This is a genomic window from Chromobacterium vaccinii (assembly GCF_000971335.1).
GTDB lineage: Bacteria > Pseudomonadota > Gammaproteobacteria > Burkholderiales > Chromobacteriaceae > Chromobacterium > Chromobacterium vaccinii.
The window spans coordinates 115,434-135,121 of record NZ_JZJL01000001.1 but is presented as its reverse complement, the minus strand read 5'-3'; the positions used below and the strand labels follow the sequence as shown (position 1 = coordinate 135,121).

Annotated in this window: 20 protein-coding genes; 8 read left to right on the top strand and 12 right to left on the bottom strand. The window is 64.0% G+C overall.

Features of this window, described 5'->3' with window-relative positions:
• Positions 1–105: 105 nt before the first annotated feature.
• On the top strand, positions 106–771 hold the full coding sequence (locus VL52_RS00615) for a tetratricopeptide repeat protein (RefSeq protein WP_046155250.1): 666 nt from the start codon (positions 106–108) through the stop codon (positions 769–771).
• On the opposite strand, the gene VL52_RS00610 is transcribed toward VL52_RS00615, so the two are convergent.
• Positions 741–1,601, bottom strand: a complete 861-nt coding sequence (locus VL52_RS00610; protein ID WP_046155249.1) for an MBL fold metallo-hydrolase — start codon at positions 1,599–1,601, stop codon at positions 741–743. The genes VL52_RS00615 and VL52_RS00610 overlap by 31 nt on opposite strands.
• A 103-nt stretch (positions 1,602–1,704) precedes the next feature.
• On the opposite strand from VL52_RS00610, the gene VL52_RS00605 reads away from it, so the two are divergent.
• Positions 1,705–2,499, top strand: a complete 795-nt coding sequence (locus tag VL52_RS00605; RefSeq protein WP_046155248.1) for a sulfite exporter TauE/SafE family protein — start codon at positions 1,705–1,707, stop codon at positions 2,497–2,499.
• A 4-nt stretch (positions 2,500–2,503) separates the two neighbouring features.
• Here the strand turns inward: VL52_RS00605 and cyaY are convergent, their stop codons facing one another.
• Positions 2,504–2,824 carry an iron donor protein CyaY gene (gene cyaY, locus VL52_RS00600; RefSeq protein ID WP_046155247.1) on the bottom strand — a complete coding sequence of 107 codons (321 nt, stop codon included), beginning with the start codon at positions 2,822–2,824 and terminating at the stop codon, positions 2,504–2,506.
• A gap of 86 nt (positions 2,825–2,910) precedes the next feature.
• Here cyaY and lptM point away from each other — a divergent pair, with 86 nt between their 5' ends.
• The 3 genes from lptM to VL52_RS00590 all read left to right on the top strand — a co-directional run bounded on the left by lptM (position 2,911) and on the right by VL52_RS00590 (position 4,745).
• Positions 2,911–3,075 (top strand): LPS translocon maturation chaperone LptM, encoded by a 165-nt coding sequence (gene lptM, locus VL52_RS24345; RefSeq protein WP_160298899.1) that lies wholly within the window; start codon positions 2,911–2,913, stop codon positions 3,073–3,075.
• Positions 3,076–3,167: 92 nt separating this feature from the next.
• Positions 3,168–4,262, top strand: a complete 1,095-nt coding sequence (locus VL52_RS00595) for a pyridoxal phosphate-dependent aminotransferase (protein ID WP_046155246.1) — start codon at positions 3,168–3,170, stop codon at positions 4,260–4,262.
• Between the two features lie 117 nt (positions 4,263–4,379).
• The gene (locus VL52_RS00590) at positions 4,380–4,745 is read left to right on the top strand and encodes a hypothetical protein (RefSeq protein ID WP_046155245.1); all 366 of its coding nucleotides are present in this window, start codon (positions 4,380–4,382) and stop codon (positions 4,743–4,745) included.
• Between the two features lie 26 nt (positions 4,746–4,771).
• On the opposite strand, the gene VL52_RS00585 is transcribed toward VL52_RS00590, so the two are convergent.
• The 4 genes from VL52_RS00585 to VL52_RS00570 form a co-directional block, all read right to left on the bottom strand.
• Entirely contained in the window at positions 4,772–5,215 is a 444-nt protein-coding gene (locus VL52_RS00585; RefSeq protein WP_046155244.1) for an RES family NAD+ phosphorylase, read from the bottom strand.
• Entirely contained in the window at positions 5,212–5,676 is a 465-nt protein-coding gene (locus VL52_RS00580; protein WP_160298898.1) for an Xre family toxin-antitoxin system antitoxin, read from the bottom strand. The genes VL52_RS00585 and VL52_RS00580 overlap by 4 nt, the downstream gene beginning before the upstream one ends.
• 82 nt (positions 5,677–5,758) lie before the next feature.
• On the bottom strand, positions 5,759–7,444 hold the full coding sequence (locus tag VL52_RS00575; RefSeq protein ID WP_046155243.1) for a nicotinate phosphoribosyltransferase: 1,686 nt from the start codon (positions 7,442–7,444) through the stop codon (positions 5,759–5,761).
• 80 nt (positions 7,445–7,524) lie between these two features.
• Positions 7,525–8,337: a ribose-phosphate pyrophosphokinase-like domain-containing protein gene (locus VL52_RS00570; protein WP_046155242.1), complete on the bottom strand. Its 813-nt coding sequence runs from the start codon at positions 8,335–8,337 to the stop codon at positions 7,525–7,527.
• Between the two features lie 160 nt (positions 8,338–8,497).
• Between VL52_RS00570 and VL52_RS00565 the strand changes: the two genes are divergently transcribed.
• Together VL52_RS00565 and VL52_RS00560 are read left to right on the top strand one after the other, a co-directional pair.
• Entirely contained in the window at positions 8,498–9,196 is a 699-nt protein-coding gene (locus VL52_RS00565; RefSeq protein ID WP_046155241.1) for an NUDIX hydrolase, read from the top strand.
• Between the two features lie 211 nt (positions 9,197–9,407).
• Positions 9,408–11,390 (top strand): methyl-accepting chemotaxis protein, encoded by a 1,983-nt coding sequence (locus VL52_RS00560; protein WP_046155240.1) that lies wholly within the window; start codon positions 9,408–9,410, stop codon positions 11,388–11,390.
• 74 nt (positions 11,391–11,464) lie between these two features.
• On the opposite strand, the gene VL52_RS00555 is transcribed toward VL52_RS00560, so the two are convergent.
• Together VL52_RS00555 and VL52_RS00550 are read right to left on the bottom strand one after the other, a co-directional pair.
• Positions 11,465–11,899 (bottom strand): hypothetical protein, encoded by a 435-nt coding sequence (locus tag VL52_RS00555; RefSeq protein WP_046155239.1) that lies wholly within the window; start codon positions 11,897–11,899, stop codon positions 11,465–11,467.
• A 72-nt stretch (positions 11,900–11,971) separates the two neighbouring features.
• The gene (locus tag VL52_RS00550) at positions 11,972–12,883 is read right to left on the bottom strand and encodes a LysR family transcriptional regulator (RefSeq protein ID WP_046155238.1); all 912 of its coding nucleotides are present in this window, start codon (positions 12,881–12,883) and stop codon (positions 11,972–11,974) included.
• A gap of 140 nt (positions 12,884–13,023) precedes the next feature.
• Here VL52_RS00550 and VL52_RS00545 point away from each other — a divergent pair, with 140 nt between their 5' ends.
• Positions 13,024–13,890 carry an MBL fold metallo-hydrolase gene (locus VL52_RS00545; protein WP_046155315.1) on the top strand — a complete coding sequence of 289 codons (867 nt, stop codon included), beginning with the start codon at positions 13,024–13,026 and terminating at the stop codon, positions 13,888–13,890.
• Positions 13,891–14,036: 146 nt separating this feature from the next.
• Here the strand turns inward: VL52_RS00545 and VL52_RS24340 are convergent, their stop codons facing one another.
• From VL52_RS24340 to VL52_RS00535, 4 genes are read right to left on the bottom strand one after another with little or no spacing between them, the layout of a single operon-like run.
• Entirely contained in the window at positions 14,037–14,720 is a 684-nt protein-coding gene (locus VL52_RS24340) for a hypothetical protein (RefSeq protein ID WP_160298897.1), read from the bottom strand.
• Positions 14,698–14,934, bottom strand: a complete 237-nt coding sequence (locus VL52_RS24335; protein ID WP_144410129.1) for a hypothetical protein — start codon at positions 14,932–14,934, stop codon at positions 14,698–14,700. Before VL52_RS24335 ends, VL52_RS24340 begins: the two co-directional genes overlap by 23 nt.
• On the bottom strand, positions 14,931–16,892 hold the full coding sequence (locus tag VL52_RS00540; RefSeq protein ID WP_052729040.1) for a peptidoglycan DD-metalloendopeptidase family protein: 1,962 nt from the start codon (positions 16,890–16,892) through the stop codon (positions 14,931–14,933). Before VL52_RS00540 ends, VL52_RS24335 begins: the two co-directional genes overlap by 4 nt.
• Positions 16,893–16,904: 12 nt before the next feature.
• Positions 16,905–19,592 (bottom strand): type VI secretion system Vgr family protein, encoded by a 2,688-nt coding sequence (locus VL52_RS00535; protein ID WP_046155237.1) that lies wholly within the window; start codon positions 19,590–19,592, stop codon positions 16,905–16,907.
• Positions 19,593–19,688: the final 96 nt, after the last annotated feature.

The following is a 19,688-nucleotide window of genomic DNA, read 5'->3' as shown; positions in this document are numbered from 1 at the left end:
TCGAAATATTGTAGCCTGCCACGGTCCGCGCCGTCAGCCCAAGGCGGCGCGATGTCAGGATTCGCGCCGCGCAGCGACCAACCGGCATGGACGGGGAGAGGGCCTATGAGATCGGGAATCATGCTGGCGCTGCTGCTGGCGGCGTTGAGCGCGGGCGCGGCGGAGCCGGAGGTGCCGGGCTGGCGGGAATACCAGGCCGGGCATCTGGCCGCGGCCCGCATCGCCTTCTGGCAGGCGGCGCAGAACGGCGACCGGGTGGCGGCCTTCGATCTGGCGATGATGGACTGGAAGGGCGAGGCCGGCGCGGTGGACAAGACGCGGGCGGTGTACTGGCTGAAGCGCTCGGCGGAGCTGGGGCTGGACCGGGCGCAGCACGCGCTGGGACTGTTGGCCGAGCGGGGCGACGGCGTGCCTAAATCGCTGCCCGAGGCGACGCGCTGGTTCCAGCTCTCCGCCCGCCAGGGCTATCTGCCGGCCCAGATCGACCTCGCCACCCAGTACTTCCTCGGCCGCGGCGCGCCGCAGGACGACCGCCTGGCCGCCTACTGGTACGAGGAGGCGGCCAAGCAGGGCGATGCCGGCGCGCAGTATCTGATCGCCAGCATGTACGAGCATGGCCAGGGCGTGAAGCGGGACATCCCGGCGGCGATACGCTGGTATGCGCGCGCCGGCGCGCAGGGCGATATCGGCGCGCGGGTCAAGGCGCTGGATCTGGCGAAGCGCGAGAGCGCCCGCCGCGCTCAGAGCGCGTCCAGCGGCAGCTTCAAATAGCGGACCCCGTTGTCGTCGGCCGGCGGCGGCATGCCGGCGCGGATGTTGACTTGCACCGCCGGCAGCAGCAATTGCGGCATCGCCAGCGTCTTGTCGCGCGCGGCGCGCATCTGGACGAAGGCGGCTTCGTCGACGCCGTCGCGGGCGTGCAGATTGGCGGCGCGCTGCTCCGCCACGGTCGCGCTCCAGGCAGGCTCGCGCCCGGCCGGGGGGTAGTCGTGGCACATCAGCAGCCGGGTGTCGGCCGGCAGCGCCAGCAGCTTGCGGATGGAGCGGTACAGCTCGGCCGGATCGCCGCCGGGAAAGTCGCAGCGCGCGGTGCCCACGTCCGGCATGAACAGCGTGTCGCCGACGAAGACCGCGTCCCCGATCTGATAGCCGACGTCGGCCGGGGTGTGGCCGGGCAGCGCGATCACTCGCGCCTCCAGCTCGCCGATGCGGAAGGTCTCGCCATCCTGGAACAAGTGGTCGAACTGCGAGCCGTCGCAGCGGAAGGCCGGCTCCAGGTTGAACACGCGGCGGAAGATGGCCTGCACCTCGACGATGCGCGCGCCGATGGCGACGCGGCCGCCGGCCTGTTGCTTCAGATAGGGCGCCGCCGACAGATGATCGGCGTGGGCGTGGGTTTCCAGTATCCACTGCAGCGTCAGCCGCTGCTCGGCCAGGAAGGCCAGCAGCCGGTCGGCCGACGCGCGCGAAGTGCGGCCGGAGCGGAAGTCGAAGTCCAGCACCGGATCGACCGCGGCGGCGCATCCGCCCGGGCGGTCGTAGACGATGTGGCTGATGGTGCCGGTGGCGGCGTCGAAAAAGCTGGCGATCTGGGCGGTCATTCTGTCCTCCGGGCATGGCGCGCGCGGCGGCTGAAATAATATACTGTTATAAGCATATTTCTTTTAGAAATTTCATCATGACGATTTTACTGTCCAGGCGGACATGGCGCTGACTTTGTTGCTGGGCGCGCTGGTGGGCGCGGTGCTGGGCCTGACCGGCGCCGGCGGCGGCATTCTGGCGGTGCCGGCGCTGATGGCGTCCCAAGGCTGGAGTGTGCCGCAGGCGGCGCCGGTGGCGCTACTGGCCGTGGCGGCCGGCGCGGCTTTCGGCGCCTGGGAGGGATGGCGGCGGGGCGAGGTGCGCTACCGCGCGGCCGCGTTGATGGCGCTGTGCGGCCTGCCGGGATCGGCGCTGGGAACGCGGGCGGCGCATCTGTTGCCGGCCGCCTGGCTGGCGGCGAGTTTCGCGCTGGTGTTGCTGATCGTCGCCTGGCGCGCCTGGTCCGGCGCGCGGGACGGCCAAGCGGAGAGGGATGGACGCGGCGCCTTGTGCCGGGTGCAGCCGGAAACCGGCCGCCTGGCCTGGCATCCGGCCAGCATCGCCGCGCTGGCCGGCGTCGGCGCGTTCACCGGCTTTCTCACCGGCCTGCTGGGCGTGGGCGGCGGTTTCGTCATTGTGCCGGCGTTGCGCCGGCTCAGCGACCTGGGCATGCACGCCATCGTCGCCACTTCGCTGCTGGTGATCGCGCTGGTCGGCGGCGGCAGCGCGCTGTCCGCCTACTGGCACGGCGCGCGGCCGCCGGCGCTGCCCACGCTGGCCTTCGCCGCCGCCGCGCTCGCCGGAATGATGGCCGGGCGCTGGCTGATACGGCGGCTGGCGCAGCGGCAGGTGTCGCGCGGCTTCGCGTTCGTGGCCGCCGGCGTGGCGGTGGCCATGCTGTGCCACGCCGCCGGCTGAGGGCTCAGCCAGCGAAGCTGAACGCTTCTCCGCTGCCGGCGCGGATGGCCTCGGCCAGCGTCGCGTAGAACTCCGCGCCGTCGCGGCTGGCGATCCAGTCCTCGCCGCGGCGCGAGAAGTGGTAGCCGCCGCTCTTGGCGGCGATCCACATTTCCTGGTTGACGGCGTGGCGGTTGACGATCACCTTGTCGCCGCTGTCGAACTCGATCTCCAGCACATTGCCCTGGCGCAGCGTGTCGGCGTCCAGCCCGTGTTGGTCTATCGCCTGTTCGATGCGATCGAAGATGTCGTCGCTCAGTTGCAGGAATTCGCTTTCGGTCATGATGTTTCCCTGATGGCGCCGGCGGCGGCAACACCGCCCGGCAAGGTTTTGCTAGTATGTCGATTTTGCCATATCGGATTGCCATCAGTATGCGTACCCTGCTCGCTTGCGCAAGTTTGACCCTGATCCTGGCCGCTTGCGGCTACAAAGGCCCGCTGGTGCTGCCGCAGCAGCCCAAGAAGGCGCCGTCCGCCGCCCACGCCGTCAAACCGGACGCCTCCGCGCCCAAGGCGGACGCTTCCGCTTCCCGTTGAGCGCGGCGACATAAGGATATTTCCAAGCAATCGCTTGTCTGAACGGGGCTTGGCCTAGAATGGGCCGTCGTTTCCCGGGAATAGGAGCCGCCATGCCCCACTACGCGCGTCATCTGGAACACCATACCATCGTCAACCCGTTTCCCGGCATCGCCAAGCTGGAGGCGGCGCTGGGCCGCAAGGTGGTCAGCCGGCTGGGCGCCAACGAGAGCATGGTGAAGCCGGCCTCGCCGCTGTTGGAGCCGTGGGGCGAGGCGCTGGCCGAATTGGCCCGGCTGTACCCGGACCCGTACGCGCTGGCGCTGCGCGAGCGGGTGGCGCAGCGGCTGGGGCTGGAAAACAGCCAGGTGCTGTTCGATTGTGGCGCCGACAGCCTGATCCTGCTGGCGCTGCGGCTGCGCTGCAACGCCGGCGACGCGGTGGTGTGCAGCGCCGGCACCTACCCGGCCTTCCGTTATTTCGCCGAGGGCGTCGGCGCCCGCATCCTGGAAGTGCCGTACCAGGCGCAGGGCGTGGGCCTGCGGCCCGATCTCGCCCGCCTGTGCGAGGTGGCGCAGGCCGAGCGCGCGGTGGTGGTCTACCTGGCCAATCCAGACAATCCCACTGGCCATTATTGGTCGGCGGCCGACATCCAGGCGCTGCGCCAGCAGCTGCCGTCGCAGACGCTGCTGATCCTGGACGAGGCCTATATCGATTTCTGTACCCTGCCGGAGGACGCCCCGCCCTCCGGCGTGCTGGCCAATACGCTGCGGCTGCGCACGCTGTCCAAGGCCTACGCGCTGGCTGGCCTGCGCGTCGGTTTCGCGCTGGCGCCGGCCGACGTCATCGCCAAGGCGGACCAGATCCGGCCGCAGTACGCGCTGTCTGGCATCGCCCAGCACGCGGCGGCGACGGTGCTGGACGCGCCGGATTACGCCTGTCAGCTGGTGCAGGCCACGGTATTGCTGCGCGACAAGCTGGCCGACGCGCTGCGCGAGCGCGACCTGACCGTGCTGCCCTCGCACACCAATTTCGTCAGCGTCGTCTATCCCAACGCCGCGCAGTCCGAGGCCATCCAGCGCCAGCTGCTGGCCGAGGGCATCGCGGTGCACCGGCCGCCGCACCCGGCGCTGCGCCATCTGCTGCGCGTCACCGCCCAGCCGCAGGCCTTGTCCAGCAAGGTGCTGGAGGGCATGGCCGGTCGCTGACGGGCATAGTTACATTGACAGGCGCAAACGCCAATGACATAAGCGGTGGGTTGGTAAAACCCATCGCTTATTTTTTTGCGGTCCGGCGAGCCGCCCCCACGTTCCGCCAAGAGAACCATGACACATCATCGCACCCGCCTGATCGCCAGCCTGTGCCTGCTGGCCAACTGCCATGCCGCCGCCGCCATGCCGGTGCGCGCCGACGGCGACACCCGACTGACGCTGCGCGGCATCGTCACCGGGCCGATCTCCAGCGGCAGCAAGGCCGAGGGCACGCTGTTTCGCGCTCATTACCTGAGGCTGCGCCGCCCGCTGCGGCTGGACGACGGCGCCGCCTGCGGCGGGCAGACGATGGCCCGGCTGGCCTTGAACCAGGAAGGGATGGCGCGCTACCAGGGGAGGACCGTCACCGTAGAGGCCAGGGTGTTCTGCCAGGAAAGCCGTACCGGCACCTATCATCTGGCGGACATCGAGATCCGCTGAGCCGGGCCGACGACGGAGCCGGCCGCTCAGGACTGGCGCAGCCGCGCGTCAAGCGGCGCGGCGATGGCTTCGAGAACCCGGCAGCGGCCGGCAGCGGGGTGCAGCGGGTTGAGCAACAGGTTCCAGCCTTCCACCGCCAGCGCGCTCGGCACCCGCAGCAGCGCGCTGGGCGCCTGCGCCAGCCAGGCGTCTCCCAGCCGCCGGGTGTCTTCCTGGCGGGCGCGCCAGCCGGCGGGCAGCGCGGCCGGGTCCAGGTCCAGCATGCCGTCGTCCGGCAACTCCACTTTCAATAGCTGGAAGCTGGCCGGCAGGCGGCGCAGCTCGCTGTGCACCAGCATTTCCAGCATCGCGCTGGCGGCGTGGTCGGCCAGGTAGACCACGGGCCGGCCGGCGTGGTGCCAGCGGCCGTCGGCGCGCAGCCCGCCCAGGCCGTTCAGATCGGCGTAATTGCTGATCCGCCAGGCGATCACGCCACGTAGCCTTCGTCGATCTGAACCAGCAGGTTTTCCACCAGCCGCGCGCCCTGCTCGGTCTGCGCCATTTCCAGCGGGCTGGCGTCGTCGAAGCGGCGCAGCGGCTGCCGCAGCCAACCGGTGGCTTCCTCCCCCAGCACCTGCTGCGCCAGCACCAGCAGGCTGGCCACCCGCACGCCGCGCTCGGACTCGTCGCGGCTCAGCTTTTCGTGCTTTTTGATGCGGTGGGACAGCGTGCGCGCCGGAATCACGAACTCCAGCTCCTTGCGGGTGAGTCCTTCGCCGGCCAGATGGTCGATCAGGCCGGTGTCGGCGCCGTTGGCGACATAGCGCGCCACTTCCAGGTCGGAGCGCACTTTCTGGCCGATGATGCGCGACAGCCGGGCGAAACGCAGCGCCGGCGCGCGCGGCTGTTCCGGCAGCGAGCCGGCATCGGGTTTGAACAGGGCTTGGGACATGATGGCCTCCATCGGCATTTGCCTTGTTAGTATTGGCATTTTGCCTGAAAGTGGCAAGCCCGCCGGGCGGCGGGCGGTGTTGCTATGCGGTCCAGTCCAGGCTGCCCGGTTGCGGGCAGGTCCACGACGCCTGCAGCCGCTGGCGGATCTCGGCCAGCGTTTGCCTGGCCAGCAGCTCGCCGTCGCGGAACACCGGCCGCAGCGCGCCGCCGTCGGCTTCGGCCGGCGTCTGTTGCTGGTGCAGAACGTAGCGGCCGTTCTCCTCTTCCACCCGCAGCAGGCCGCGGGCCGATTTCTTGGTGCCGTCGTCGGTGGCCGGGTCCTTGTAGATGTCGACGGCCTCGCCGTCCACCTCGGCGTAGATCGCCTTCAGCGCATAGCCGAAGGTGTCGCGCGAATTCATGCCGTAGACGAAGCTGCCGATGCCGAACACCACATTGCTGGAGGCGAAGCCCTTGTCGGCCAGCCGCAGCAGGATGTCTCGGGCGCGCGGCAGGGTGATGGAGTCGCCGTAGATCAGGCCAACGTGGCTGTCCAGCGCGCGGTAGCCGCGCTCGGTGACGCCGCCGCCGAAGATGTCCCACAGGCACTCCACCGCGCCCTTGCGCTCGGCTGCGCTGACCGGGCGGCCATCGTCGCGCGCGGTGCAGTTGCCGGCGTCGTCGAACAGCAGCTCGTCGTCGCGATAACCGGTGAGGATCTTCACCGGGTCGCCGGAGTCCGGGCGGAACACCACCTTGGCGTTGCCCAGCGCGTCCGGGCGGCGGGCCAGGATGTCTTCCTTCAACTCGTGGGCGATCACGGTGACGACGTTCCAGAAGTCGAAGGTGTCGGCAACGATGGACACCATGCCCGCCGGGTAGTCGCGGCTGACGAATTCGCGCACCACCTCGCGTTCGGCCAGCCGGCGCAGCGCCTTGTCGTCCAGTCCGCTGTGCGCGGGCATCCGCGCCAGCCGCTGCCGCGTCAGCAGGATGCGCAAGGCCATCACGCTGTGCTCGGACGCCGGGATGGAGCCGCCGACCAGTTCTTGCTCGGCGTCGGCGCCGTAGTGGTCTTCCAGATAGTCCAGAGCCGGGATGGTGTCGGTGCCGGTGAACGACAGCAGGTGGCCGGCGCCGCAGCGCATCGCGTCGTGGACGCCGCTCATGCCGCGCATCGAGAAATCGTGGCCTTGCCAGGCGACGAAGTCCTGCGGCGCGCCGGTGAGGGCGGCGAAGTAAGTCAGCAGCTTGCGGAATTCGAAGGCGATGGTGGCCACGGTGGACGGCTTCCAGCTCTCGCAACTGAACAGCGTTTCAAAGTAAGTGGCCACCCAGGGGAAGTCCGGATGGGTATTGGAGAAAGTGACCGGCGGCACCTTGATGTCCACCCGCGCGCCTTCCGGCAGCGAGCGGATTTCCAGCGGCAGGTAGCCCAGATCGTGCAGCGCTTCCAGCCGGCCGCCGTCCACCGCGCCGGTGCCGAGCGCGGTGTCCATCCGGCGCTGGTAGCGGCGCACCGCGTCCGCTTTCGGGCGCTGGAAGAATTCGCGGTTGAATAGATCGATCAGGTATTCCTGGATGAAGCCCTGCAGGCCGAACCACACCACCTTGTCGTCGAACAGCTGCGGCAGCACCGGCGCGTATTTGGCCGAGCGCGGCGTGAAGTTGGCCACCAGCCGGGTGGTTGCGCGCGGGTACATCGCCGGGTGGCCGGTCTTGTAGAAGTCGGCCAGGTTGAACGGAGCCAGCTGGTTCTTGTCTTGCGCGGTTTTCGGGGTGGTCATCATGCTTCTCCTTCGATCTGTGTTTGGACTTGGGCGGCTGAGCCGAGGCGTGCCGCGGGATCTGGGCTTTGTCGGCGCGCTCAGACGAGGCGGCAGCGGGCGTCGCAGCTCCAGTCATTGCGGGCGAACACGGCGTCGAAGCGCTCCAGCAGGCGGTCCAAGCCGCGGCTGAAGATGCCGTGGGTCACGTACAGGTACAGCGGCGCGAGCTGGCCTTCCGCCGCCTGGCGGGCGGCGATGGCTTCGGCCAGGCCGACGAAGGTACCGCCGCCGTCGCAGATGTCGTCCACCACCAGCAGCGGGCCGGCCGGCAGCGCGCCGTGCAGTTCGATGCCGCTGATCTTGCCGGTGACGGTGTCGCGCACCTTGTCGGCGCAGACGGCGCCGCAGCCCAGCTGCTGGGCCAGCTTCAGCACCCGCTTGCGGGCGCCGGCATCCGGCGCCACCAGCGTGGCCGGGCCGATCGCCTCTAGCGCGCGGCGCAGCGCCGGCAGCGGGTCTTCCACCTCCACCCGGTCCAGCAGCGCGGTCACCACGTCGCTGTGCGGGTCCTGGATCCGCACCCGGCTGTAGCCTTGCTGGTTGATCAGGCCGCAGAACACCTTGGCCGACAAGGCCTCGCCCGGATTGGCCACCCGGTCCTGGCGGGCGTAGGGCACGTAGGGTAGGCACAGCTCCAGCGGCGCGCCGGGATAAGCGCGCCGCAGCGCGTCGGTAGCCATCAACAGGGAGATGATCGCGCCGGCGTCGCGCAGGTCGGCGCGGATGCAGAGCTCGGCGGCCGGCGCGCCGGTTTCCGCCGTGGCGTGCACTTCGCCGCCGGGGAAGGTGAAGAAATCCAGGCGCAGCGCGCGTTGCTGGCCGTTGTGGCTGAGGTAGCTGGCGGTGATCATCGATGCGGTCCTTTGTTGTGTGCTGCCGGGGGCAAACCATGTCGGCTGGCAATCTTAGTTGTTTTTTTCAACTATCTTGTGCGCAGTATATCCGTGCTTAGTTGAATTTTGCAACTAAGAAGGCGAAAATATCGGAAAGAATCGATTAAACGGATACCTCATGCACCCTAATCGCCCCGCTCTCATCGTCAGCGTGGATGTCGTGTTGCTCACTCTGCGCCAGGGCAAGCTGCAGGCGGCGCTGCACCGGCGCGCCCGCCCGCCGTTCCAGGGCTGCCTGGCCCTGCCGGGCGGCTATGTGCATCCGCAGGAGGACGCCACCGCCGAGGACACCGCGCGCCGCGTGCTGCGCGAAAAGACCGGCGTCGAGCCGCGTTACCTAGAGCAACTGGGCACTTTCGCCGGCGCGGCGCGCGATCCGCGCGGCTGGTCGGCGGCCATCTCCCACGTGGCGTTGATGCCGCACGAGGAGCTGCGCCAGGCCGGCGGCGAGGTGTTCCATTTCTATGATGTCGACCAATTGCCGGAGCTGGCCTTCGACCACGCCGAGCAGATCCGCGCGGCGGCGGAGCGGGTGCGCAACAAGGCCAGCTACTCCACGCTGCCGTGCTGGCTGCTGCCGGAGCAGTTCACGCTGACCCAGCTGCAGCGCACCTATGAGCAGATCTTCGGCGAGACGGTGTCGCGCGGCACCTTCCGCTCCCGGCTGGGCATCAAGGTGGGGGACATGAGCCCCGGCGAGGCGGCCGACCAGGCCGACATCCTGATCGCCACCGACCAGTTCCAGGGCGGCAGCCAGCGGCCGGCGCGGCTGTTCCGCGTCAACCGGCTCAGCCTGTTCAAGCGCGCCAGCTGGTAGCCGGGTGGCCAGCAGGCGGCGCGCGGCGTATCATCGCCACCCTTGCGCGGCATCGGTAATCATTCCTTTGTGCTAGAACGTTTCCTGCGTTACCTTCTGGGCTGGGGAAGCGGGCGCCTGGGGCGACAAGCGATTCTCATTCCGCGATGAATATGCAGACAATCGGACGGACCGCCATCGGGCGGGCGGCACGTCCGGCAAGAGGTGAACCATGATTGCAACCATCAAGGGCAAGATACTGGCCGGCTCCGGCCTGTTGATCCTGATCGGCTTTACCGTGCTGGCGGGGGCCAATATCTACAACAGCTACCGCAACGCGGAAAGCGCGGTGCTGGAGCATGCCCGCCTGCTGGCGGGCAGCGAGGCCGGCCGCGTGCAGCGCATGCTGGGCAAGACCTATGATTCCGCGCAGGCGATGGCCGAGGCCGCGGCCGGCGTGAAGGCGGCGCTGCCGTCTAATGGCCGCTCGCTGTTGTCCGAAGTGGTGAGGCGCCAGCTGCCCAACAACCCGGACGCGGTCGGCTACTGGGTGGATTGGGAGCCCAACGCCTTCGACGGCCGCGACGCCGAGCTGGCCGGCAAGCCGGAAAACGACCACACCGGCCGCTACGGCGTGTACTGGTTCCGCAAGGCGGGCAAGGTGGATGTGGTGTGGGGCAGCGACGGCGTCGACGAAAGCGCCTACTACACCGAGCCGCGCAAGACCGGCAAGCCGATGCTGACCGAGCCCTATGTCGACCCCGATGTGAAAATCCTGATGGGCACCATTTCCTTCCCGCTCAATATCGGCGGCAAGGTGCTGGGCGTGGCCGGCTGCGACATCGCGCTGGGCCACCTGCAGGAAATGGCGGCCAAGGTGCAGCCCTACGGCGCCGGCTTCATGAGCCTGTACTCCAATGGCGGCGTGCAGCTGGCCGGCCGCCAGCCCGGGCTGAACGGCAAGGCCGCGCCGGACCTGCCGGCCGAGGCCAAGGCGGCGATCAAGGACGGCCGCCCGGCCGAATACCGCAGCGACGACGGCTTCCGCCACTTCATCATGCCCATCGTGGTCGGCGAGGCCGGCACGCCGTGGGCGGTGCGCATCTCCATTCCCGAGGACGAGGCCTTCGCCCCGGTGCGCGCGGCCAGCTGGCAGTCCGCCTTCATCAGCCTGGGCATCCTGGCGCTGATCCTGCTGCTGTTGGGCGCCACGCTGAACCAGCTGCTGCGTCCGCTGGGCCGGCTGCAGGGCGCGATGACCGAGCTGGCCTCCGGCAGCGGCGACCTCACCCGCGAGCTGTCCATCGCCAGCCGCGACGAGATCGGCCAGGCCGCCGGCGCTTTCAACACCTTCACCGGCTCGCTGCGCCGAATGATGCTGGACGTGCGCCGCCATGCCGGCGACATGCTGGGCTCGGTGCGCCAGCTGTCCGGCGACGTGAACCAGATCCGCGACAGCTCCGCCCGCCAGTCGCAGGCGGCCAACGCCACCGCCGCCAGCGTCGAGCAGCTGTCGGTCAGCGTCACCCACATCGCCGAATCGGCGCGGGTGGCCGAGCAGCGTGCCCGCGAGGCGGACACCCTGTCCAATCAGGCCGCCGCCAACGTGGACGCCACCGCGGCGGAGATCGGCCGCATCGCCGGCACCGTGCGCCAGTTGGCCGAGGTGCTGGGCGGCATGCAGCAGCGCTCCGACCGCATTTCCGGCATCGTGTCGGTGATCCGCGATATCGCCGACCAGACCAATCTCTTGGCGCTGAACGCGGCGATTGAAGCCGCCCGCGCCGGCGAGCAGGGCCGCGGCTTCGCGGTGGTGGCGGATGAAGTGCGCAAACTGGCCGAGCGTACTGCCAAGGCCACGCTGGAAATCTCTGACGTGATCCAGACCATGCAGAAAGACACCACCCACGCGTCCGACAGCATGAACGGCGCGCTGGAGCAGGTGGAGCAGGGCGTGAGGCTGGCTGGCGAATCGTCGCAATCGATTCAGCAGATCAGCGGCCAGGCGCAGCAGGTGGTGCGCGCGGTGGGCGACATCGCCGTCTCCACGGCCGAGCAGTCCAGCGCCAGTCAGGAAATCGCCCGCCACATCGAAAACATCCACGGCATGCTGCTGCAGACCGACGATTCCATCCACCAGGCGCAACAGGCTACGGTGGCGCTGGCGCGGCTGGGCGAGGAGCTGGAAAGCCTGATCGGGCAGTTCAAGCTGTAAGCGGCGGGCAGCGATGCGCGATCGCAGGCGAGGCGGGATACCGCCTCGCCTGTTTGTTTATGGACGCGTGGTGGCTAGCGGCATAGGCTCGCCCGACCCGGCGCGATCATCACCACCGAGTAATCGACGTCTTGCAGGCTTTCCACATGCACCACCAGGTTGCCGCCCTTGCGGCGATATTCCGGCCAGCGCATGTCATCGCCTGGGCGGGCGGTCAGCGTATCGGCGCAGGCGTAGCGGTCCAGCTCCGGCAGCAGTTCGCGGCGCAGCCGCTCTAGCGGCCATGCTTGGTACCGGGAGGCCGGCTGGTCGCCATGGAATGTGAAATAGAGGTGGTAGCCGTCAGCCATGATCAGGTCGTGGTAGGTCAGCGGCGCATCCTCTGCGCCAGGATGGAGGTAGTCCAGGAAGTCGGAGGCTTGGGCGATGTCTTTGGCGGCCAGGCATGGGCCGGCGAGTGTCAGCAGGCCGGCGGCGAGCAGCGCGCGGAACGGGGCAGGTTTACGCATGGGTTTGGTTTTCTTCTGGCGTGTAGATTGGCTAAAGCGTGGCCGCGACGGATTGCGGGCCGTAGTTTTTCTTCATGGCGGGGACTGCGGCTTCGCGATGGTTCGCCGCAAGCTATCGATAAAGCGCGCCAGCGCCGGATTGCCTGCCTCCCGTTTCCAGACGAAACACAGCGGCAGCGGCACCGACAGATTCTGCAGCCGGTAAAACCGTACCTGCGCCGGCGGACGCGCCAGATTGGCCGCATTGACGATGGCCGCGCCGATGCCGGCGCAGACCAGCGATAGCATCGCCGCCTCGGTGGGCTGCTCCTGCACCACGTCCAGCCGGATGCCAGCCTGCAGGCAGGCGCTGAACAGGCGGTCGTGGTATTCGGGATAGACCGCGCGGGGGAAAGAAACGAAGGGCCGCCCAGCCAGCGCGCGCAGGTCGAACGGTTGCGCCTCGTCGTGCGCTATCCGCCAGGCGCGCGGCAGCGCCAGCACCACGTCTTGCCCCAGCAAGGGCAGCGTGTTGAAGCCATCCGGCAAGGGGCCCAACTGATAGACAAAGCCGCCGTCCAGCGCACTCTGATCGATGGCGGCGAACTGTTCCGGGCTGTTCAGCGTGGACAGCGACAGGCTCACGTCCGGCGTTTGCGCCTGAAAACGGTGCAACGCCTGCGGCACCACGCCATCCCAACCAGTGTTTTCCACATAGCCCAGCCGCAGCTGGCCGGCAGCGCCGTCGGCAACCCGGCGCGCGCTCGCGCCGGCTGCGTCAAGCGCGGCCAGTATCCGGCGGATGTCGCGCAGATAGCTGTCGCCCGCCGGCGTCAGCCGCAGCCCGCGGGGGGAGCGCGTGAACAGCGCGAAGCCCAGCTCTTCCTCCAAGTCCTGGATCTGGCGCGTGATGGCCGGCTGGGTGATGTGCAGCCGCTCGGACGCGGCCCGCATGCTGGTGTGTTCGGCCACCGCCGCGAAATAACGCAGATGCCGCAGCTCCATGATGATCTTTCCAATGCCAGTGATGCCTGAAATTTATCACAAATTCATAAATCGGCATTGGAAGGCATGAATACTTTCCGGGATAGTAGAGCTCTACCCGGCGCCGCCCAGGCGGCGCATTGATGATCAAGAGAGCCACGATGAACGCCCAAACCTACCGCATCGGCAATGCGCGCGTAACGCGCGTGACGGATACCCTGCTCACCGGCATCACTCCGACCTACCTGTACGTGGACTGGCGCGATGGCGTGTTGGCCGAGCAGCCGCAACTGCGCGCGCTGTTCGACGATAGCGGCGAGCACATCATCCTCAGCGTGCATACCTGGGTGGTGGAGCTGGGCGGCAAGGTGTTCCTGATCGACACCGGGCTGGGCAATGACAAGGAGCGTCCGTTCAACGCGCTGTTCCACCGGCTGCGCACGCCGTTTCTGGAGCGTCTGGCAATGTTGAACATCCAGCCGGAAGATGTGGACCACGTGCTGCTGACCCATCTGCATGCCGACCATGTCGGCTGGAACACAAGGCTGGTGGACGGCCGCTGGGTGCCCACTTTCCCCAATGCCCGTTACGCGATGCCGCAGGGCGAGTTGGACTTCTTCGCCACGCCGGAGGCCGACAAGCGCCGCATGGTGTTTGACGACAGCGTGGCCCCGGTGCTGGCCAGCGGCCAGGGGATTGGCATCCATGCGGGGGGTGACGATTACGAAGAGGCCTTCCATTTCCATCCCACGCCCGGGCATTGCGCCGGGCACATGTCCATCACGCTGCATTCCGCCGGCGAAACCGCCATCTTTACCGGCGACGCGATGCATTCGCCGGTGCAGGTCTACCACCCGGAATGGAACTCAGCCTTCTGCCGGGAGCAAGACGGCGCGCGCGCTTCCCGCCGTTGGCTGCTGGAGTACGCCTGTGAGCACAAAGCCACCGTGTTCACCGCTCACTTTGGCTCGTCATCGGCTGGTGTGGTGAGCCGGGAGGGGGATGGTTTTGGGTGGCGGTTTCTGTGAAATTGGTAGCTCTGCTTCGTATTGAATAGTTTAAGGCGCAACCTTGTCATTGAGCATAGCAGTGGTGTAGTAGCTTTAATCGAATAGAATGGATTGAGAGTAGCTATTGCCATTGTTTTGGAATGGCCGAGCCATGTCACATGGGTTTATTTAAAAAGCTTTTTGCATGCAAGATCTAAAGCATCACTATCTAGCTCACCCATAACTGAGCTATTGATCTGCTTTCCTATTTTTATATCATAAACACCTGGGTATGAATCGCCTGTGCAATCAGGATCCCCATTGACAGAAATATATCGACCATCTTTTGAGATGATTCCATTGCTGGTTAAAGTGAATACATTTGCTAGCTGTTTTTCTACTGATACTCTTTTGTTAAAAAAGCCTTTTGCTTGAAAGATGCTTTTCTTTAACTTTGTATCATACAAATCTGCTAAGTAACCATCAGGAGATGTTGAGAATATATCAGCGCTTAATATTAATCCCTTATTTTTATTGATGTCAAAAAGGAGGCTATTTATAGAAGAGGCTTTGACTTGATTGATACAGTCCTTAAGTGCATTTTTGGATATATAATCATGCTCTGATAATATGATATATTCCTCATCATTGCTGAGCCTAAGGGGTAGCCTAGGGTCTGCTCCTGGAGTGGATTTTAAATTTGTTATTGTACATTTTTGTTCTTTTCCTACAGCTAAAACAATATTGGGCGAGATTACTGAAAAAGTGTATCCACCTGCGATAGGGAGCTGATAGTCCTCACCTGCAAAGACTGTGGATGAAAAGAACAGCGCCATGCAAGCTAATTTATTCCAAGAGTATTTTTTCAATTCGCTCCGTGTGCTTTTTTCTATCTGGAAGACCAATGTCACCTCCATTAATTGCCAATGTTATTAGCCTTACGGCCTCGGAACCACGTTGCCCCATAATCTTTAAGGATTTGGGCCGCTCAAATGCTAGGTAGAATCCACCAGCATCAATGCAGTTGTAATCATCAATAGTTATTTTTTGTGGATCATCGATTGGCGCAGGTCGCTTTTTCATAGATTTAGCATCCTTGCTCTTATACGCATGATCGTTCCACCAACCGTCATCATATTGATTTTTTTTAAGAATCCACGATAAACCCAATAAGCGGCATAGTTAGATCTCCCTGTTAGTTGTTTAAAGCCTCGCCCTCTAAATTTTTGTGCATCTATATCGCCGCAGTTGCCATTCAACCAGCTGTATGATCCTGTAATTCTAATTCCTTTGCTATTGTATTTCTCTTTTGAATAATATAGATCTTGCTCCTCAGATATAGCCCCATACCAATGTCCCAAATCTTTTTCTGAGGCGATAGATCTAGGTTCTAATCCTAGCCCCTTTTTATTTATATAATCTTGCTTTTGGCTTTGCTCAACCATCTTGGTTAGTAACCCAGACTCTACTGCGCCTTGTCCATAAAAATGGGTAAGTTTAATCGGAGAGTTGTATATATATTTTCTGGTTACCTTGTTAAGATGGGTGCGATATTGCTCACGTAATTCGTCAGGGGTTTGGTTAGCCATTTTAGGTATTAGTTTGTTTGGATATACCTTCTCAAGTTCATCTTTGCTTAGCCAGCAATTTTTTCTGAATTGCGAGATAAATATTCTTGGGCAAAGGTGCCAGTGATTACTATCAATACCAATAGCAGCTTCATCCCAAAAACAGAGTGCTTCTACGTATGCTTTGAACTCGGCATACTTTTCTTCTGTCATCGGTTCGTCGAGGATGTCACTCTTCTGTTTCAGCCAAGCATAACGGGTATCTAGTTGGGATTTTTCCCACTCGGTTGGGAATTTACATATTGCGTGTGAGAGCCTAGATTGAATTTTGGGGTCGGCGACTGCGGTAGTAACAATATCTTTAGTTAGTTTTTTGCCAGTATTTCCCAAAAGCCACTTTTCTAGTGTTGGGGAGTTACACTGGCTATCTGGTGTAGGGTCATCACTAATCAACGTCCAATCCATCCAGTGAGGGAAGTCGGCATCACTGAATTTTTTGACCTCTACAGAATTTAGATCGACCCATCCTTGCCCCCCCGGATAATTCACCATGTGCCAATGCGGAATTGAACCTGGTGCAATGGGAGCTTCGTGATCTGTATTGATCACTCGGCCAAAGCGTAGCAGCTCATACGTTGCGCTGGGTGCGATATGAAAAGCATCTGCTAGCTTATTCGCTTTTGCATAGAGATTATACTCGTACTCGTTATCCTTTTCGGGTATCTCTTGGCCAACATCAATATACAGGCTCTCCTGATGTTGATCTTCCTGGCGGGTGGACAACAAGCACTTTCCGCGCTCGAATCGCATCGTCACAAACAAAGGCACCGTGGAGGTATGCACAGGCGCCCCGCTGCCGGTGGGCGCTTGCGGTGAGGCAATCGATGCATAGAACGGTGTGCCGGGCGGCAGGTAGAAATGCATGTCGCCGTAGATGATCTTGTCCCGGCCATCCGTGCTGATGTCCAGCTTCCCGGAGCTTCTGCCGACGATCTTTTTCAGGTTGGCGTCGTCGCAAATGATTTCCAGATGAATGGCGTTCTTGCCGTTGCAGCTGCCTACGCTGCCCAGGCTGTCCTTGCGGTTTACCGGCTGCTTGTTTTTGACGAAAACTTCCTTGAGATGCATGTAGATGGAGTAGTACTCGATCTGGCCATCCGGCCCCTCGCCTATTTCCGTGTTGTGCTTGATCACCACGCAGCCGTTGTCAGTCTCTCCCTGGTAAGCCAGCGGCTTTTTGTCGGCGTCGGGCGAGGGCGTTCTCTTGTATACGACCACGCCGTCGGCGATGGCGCGCACCGGTTCGCCGTGCGCGCCGGTGTCGGTATGTTCGATGTGTTGGCCGCCATGCCACGCCATCCGGCTGGCGATGGGGAAGCCGCCTCGGGAAGAGAACGGCATCAGGCTGGCAAGCCATTGCTCATCACCGGCGTTGCCTTGGGGCGTTTTGAGAATGGGAGGGCTGATAATCATGTTGGTATCCGCTTATTCCGAGAACGGATGGGTATTGGGTGGGGTGTACTTGTCTTTGGGGAGCGTTGGCAGCGGAGGGTTCATGCTGGCCGGTCCGCTCAGATCGTGGCTGGCGCCCTTGACGCTGACGGTGCCGGGGCAATGCACCTCGATATTGCCCCCGGCGATGCGGATATAGCCGCCGCCGGCTGTGACCAGGATTTCTTGCTTGGCGTTGACGACAACCCTTTCCTTGCATGAAGTAATCGTCACATCCTGATCCGCCGTGATTTCCATCATGTCGCTTTGCGCCTGTACCTGTACCCTGCCCTTGGCGGCGATCAGCTTCAGCGCCACCTTGTCTTTCACGCCTGTAACGAACAGGCTGATGCTCTTGCCGACATTGTTAATCCAGCGGCGGCCGGTGGTGTGGTTAGCGTCGCGCTGGGCAACAAGGTTGAGATTGGCTCCGGCTGCCAGCGTCTGGCTCAGTTCGGTTGCGCTTACGATGCCGGCCGGAGCGGACAGGATCAGTAGCGGCTGCTGGCCGGCTTGGTCTTTCGCGGTCTTGCCGTCTTTATCGGTGTTGGTGCCCGCCTCCCACGCGGCCAAGGCATCCAGCTGGTGCTGCGCGTGGCCGGTGGCTTTCTTGCCGGTCTTGGCGTTGTCCGGGCCGATTTCGTCGGGGCCGGTTTCCATGGTGTCGGCCAGCTGGCCGGCGGCGGTTTCGGCCAGCGCTTGGCTCAAGGCGACAGCGGACTGCAGCTGGTTTTGCGCATGTTCGCGCGCCAGTTGCTTGCCAGAAGCGCCGTTCTGCGCCTCGGTGGACAGCAGCAGGCCGTGGGCGGCGCGGATGGCGCCGTGGTGGTCGGTTCTGAGTTCGAAGCCGTCGCCGCGCGGCTGGGCTTTGCCGTTGCTGCGCGGGTGGGCGAGGTAGCCCTGGTTGAGCTGGGTCTTGTCCGGTTCGCTCGACAGCTTGGCGCGCACTTCGCCGGGCGTGTCGTCGAACAAGAGTTCGTTGTAGCCGCCGCCCTGGTGCTCTTTGGATTTGATGCCGGACAGAGTCTTGTTGGCGGGGAGCGAGCCGGCGCCGCTGAAGTCGGGCGTGGGGTGGCTGCCGTTGTACAGCACGCCGGTGATCACCGGGCGGTCGATGTCGCCTTCGATGAAGTCGACCAGCACTTCCTGGCCGAGGCGCGGGATGAACTGGTGGCCCCAGCCGGCGCCGGCCGACGGCATGGCGACGCGCAGCCAGCAGGAGGATTTGTCGTCGAGGCCGGCGCCGATGGTGGGATGCTCGTCCGGCCGCTGCCAGTGGAACTGCACCTTGATCCGGCCTTGTTCATCGGTGTGGACTTCTTCGCCGGCGGGGCCGACCACGGTGGCGGTCTGCACGCCGCGAGATTTCGGTTTGGCGTGCTCGGTATCAGTAAACACCGGCGTCAGCGGGATGCCGCGGCGCTGGGTCTGGATGCGGGTGCGGAACGGGGCGGCTTGACTACCATTCTCCCCCGGCCCCTCTCCCGCAAGGGGCCTGGGGGACAAGGCCAGCAAGCTGGGCGCGGTTTGCTGCAGCTGGCGCGTCAGGTCCGTCGGCAAGTTGTTGCGGACCTGGAAGCTTTGGCCGGTGACGACAAATTCGCGCTTTTCCGCCGCGTCGCCGTCATGGGCGGGATGGTCATCCAGGCGGAACCACTCGCCCGGCAGCAGTCCGCGCACCGATCCGCTGCCGCTGAACGATTTGGCCTGCAAATCGTTGGCTTGCTGCCGCAGTTCGGCGTAATGGCCCAGTTGCTCCTCATCGCCGGCATAGTACAGGCCCGGCGCGTCGTACTGCGTCAGGCTGCTTTGCAGGGCTTGGCCGGTTTGGCCTTGGTCGATATGGCTGTCATCGCGGTTTTGCTGGGTGTAGACCGGTTTGTAATCGTAGCTGGCCAAGGCGGTGCCGCCGGGCACGATCTGGCGCGCGGCACTCCAGTCGGTGAGGCCATCCTCCTCTTCCGTCGCATCGCTGCGATGGAAGCGCACTCGTTCCAGTTTGGAGCCCGGCAGGCGGTGGGCATCGTCAAAGATGGCCAGTTCCACCTGCGGGCTATTTCCTCGCGACGCTTCGCTACCTCGCTCGGTCACTTCATCCAGATGAACGAATCGCCAGGCGTAGCCTTCCTCATGCAACAGCCTGACGATGAAATCGAAATCGCTCTCGCGATACTGCAGCGTGTAGCTGCGCGGCTGGGCCGGCTTGACCTGAATGTCCAGCGTTTGCACCCGGGCGAAGGCCGGGTTGGCAGCCTGATGCTCGGACAGGATCTGTTTGACGATGTCTGGAACCGACAAATCCTGGAATACGCGAGAAGTGCGGCGGTGGCGCAGCAGCGCGAAGGGAGGCTCGATGGTCAGCTCGTATTTGGCGAAGCCGCCATCCGATCCCGCCAGCTTGGCCTGGCTGACCACGCCGCAGCGGATGGTTTCGTCTCCGTCCGCATCCGCAATGCCGATTCGGGCCGGCTGGCCCAGCAGCGTCTTGAGTTCGATATTGCCGTCCGGCGACAGGCAGGTGAGCGTGTAGCGGTAGGCGCGGGAGACGCCTTCCTCGCCGTCCAGGCTTAGCGGCAGCAGCTGCTCGGCGGCTATCTGGGCGGTGCCAAGCTGCAGCGTCAACATCCGGTTATCTTGGCCAAAGGCGGAAGCAAAGCTGGCCAGCAGTGAATTCAGATCCATCAGACTCCCAAATAAAAATACCCTCGAAAGAGGGTATGTTATTGAACTGAAAGGGGATAAGAATTTTATGATGTTGAGGGGGAAGCAACAACTCAA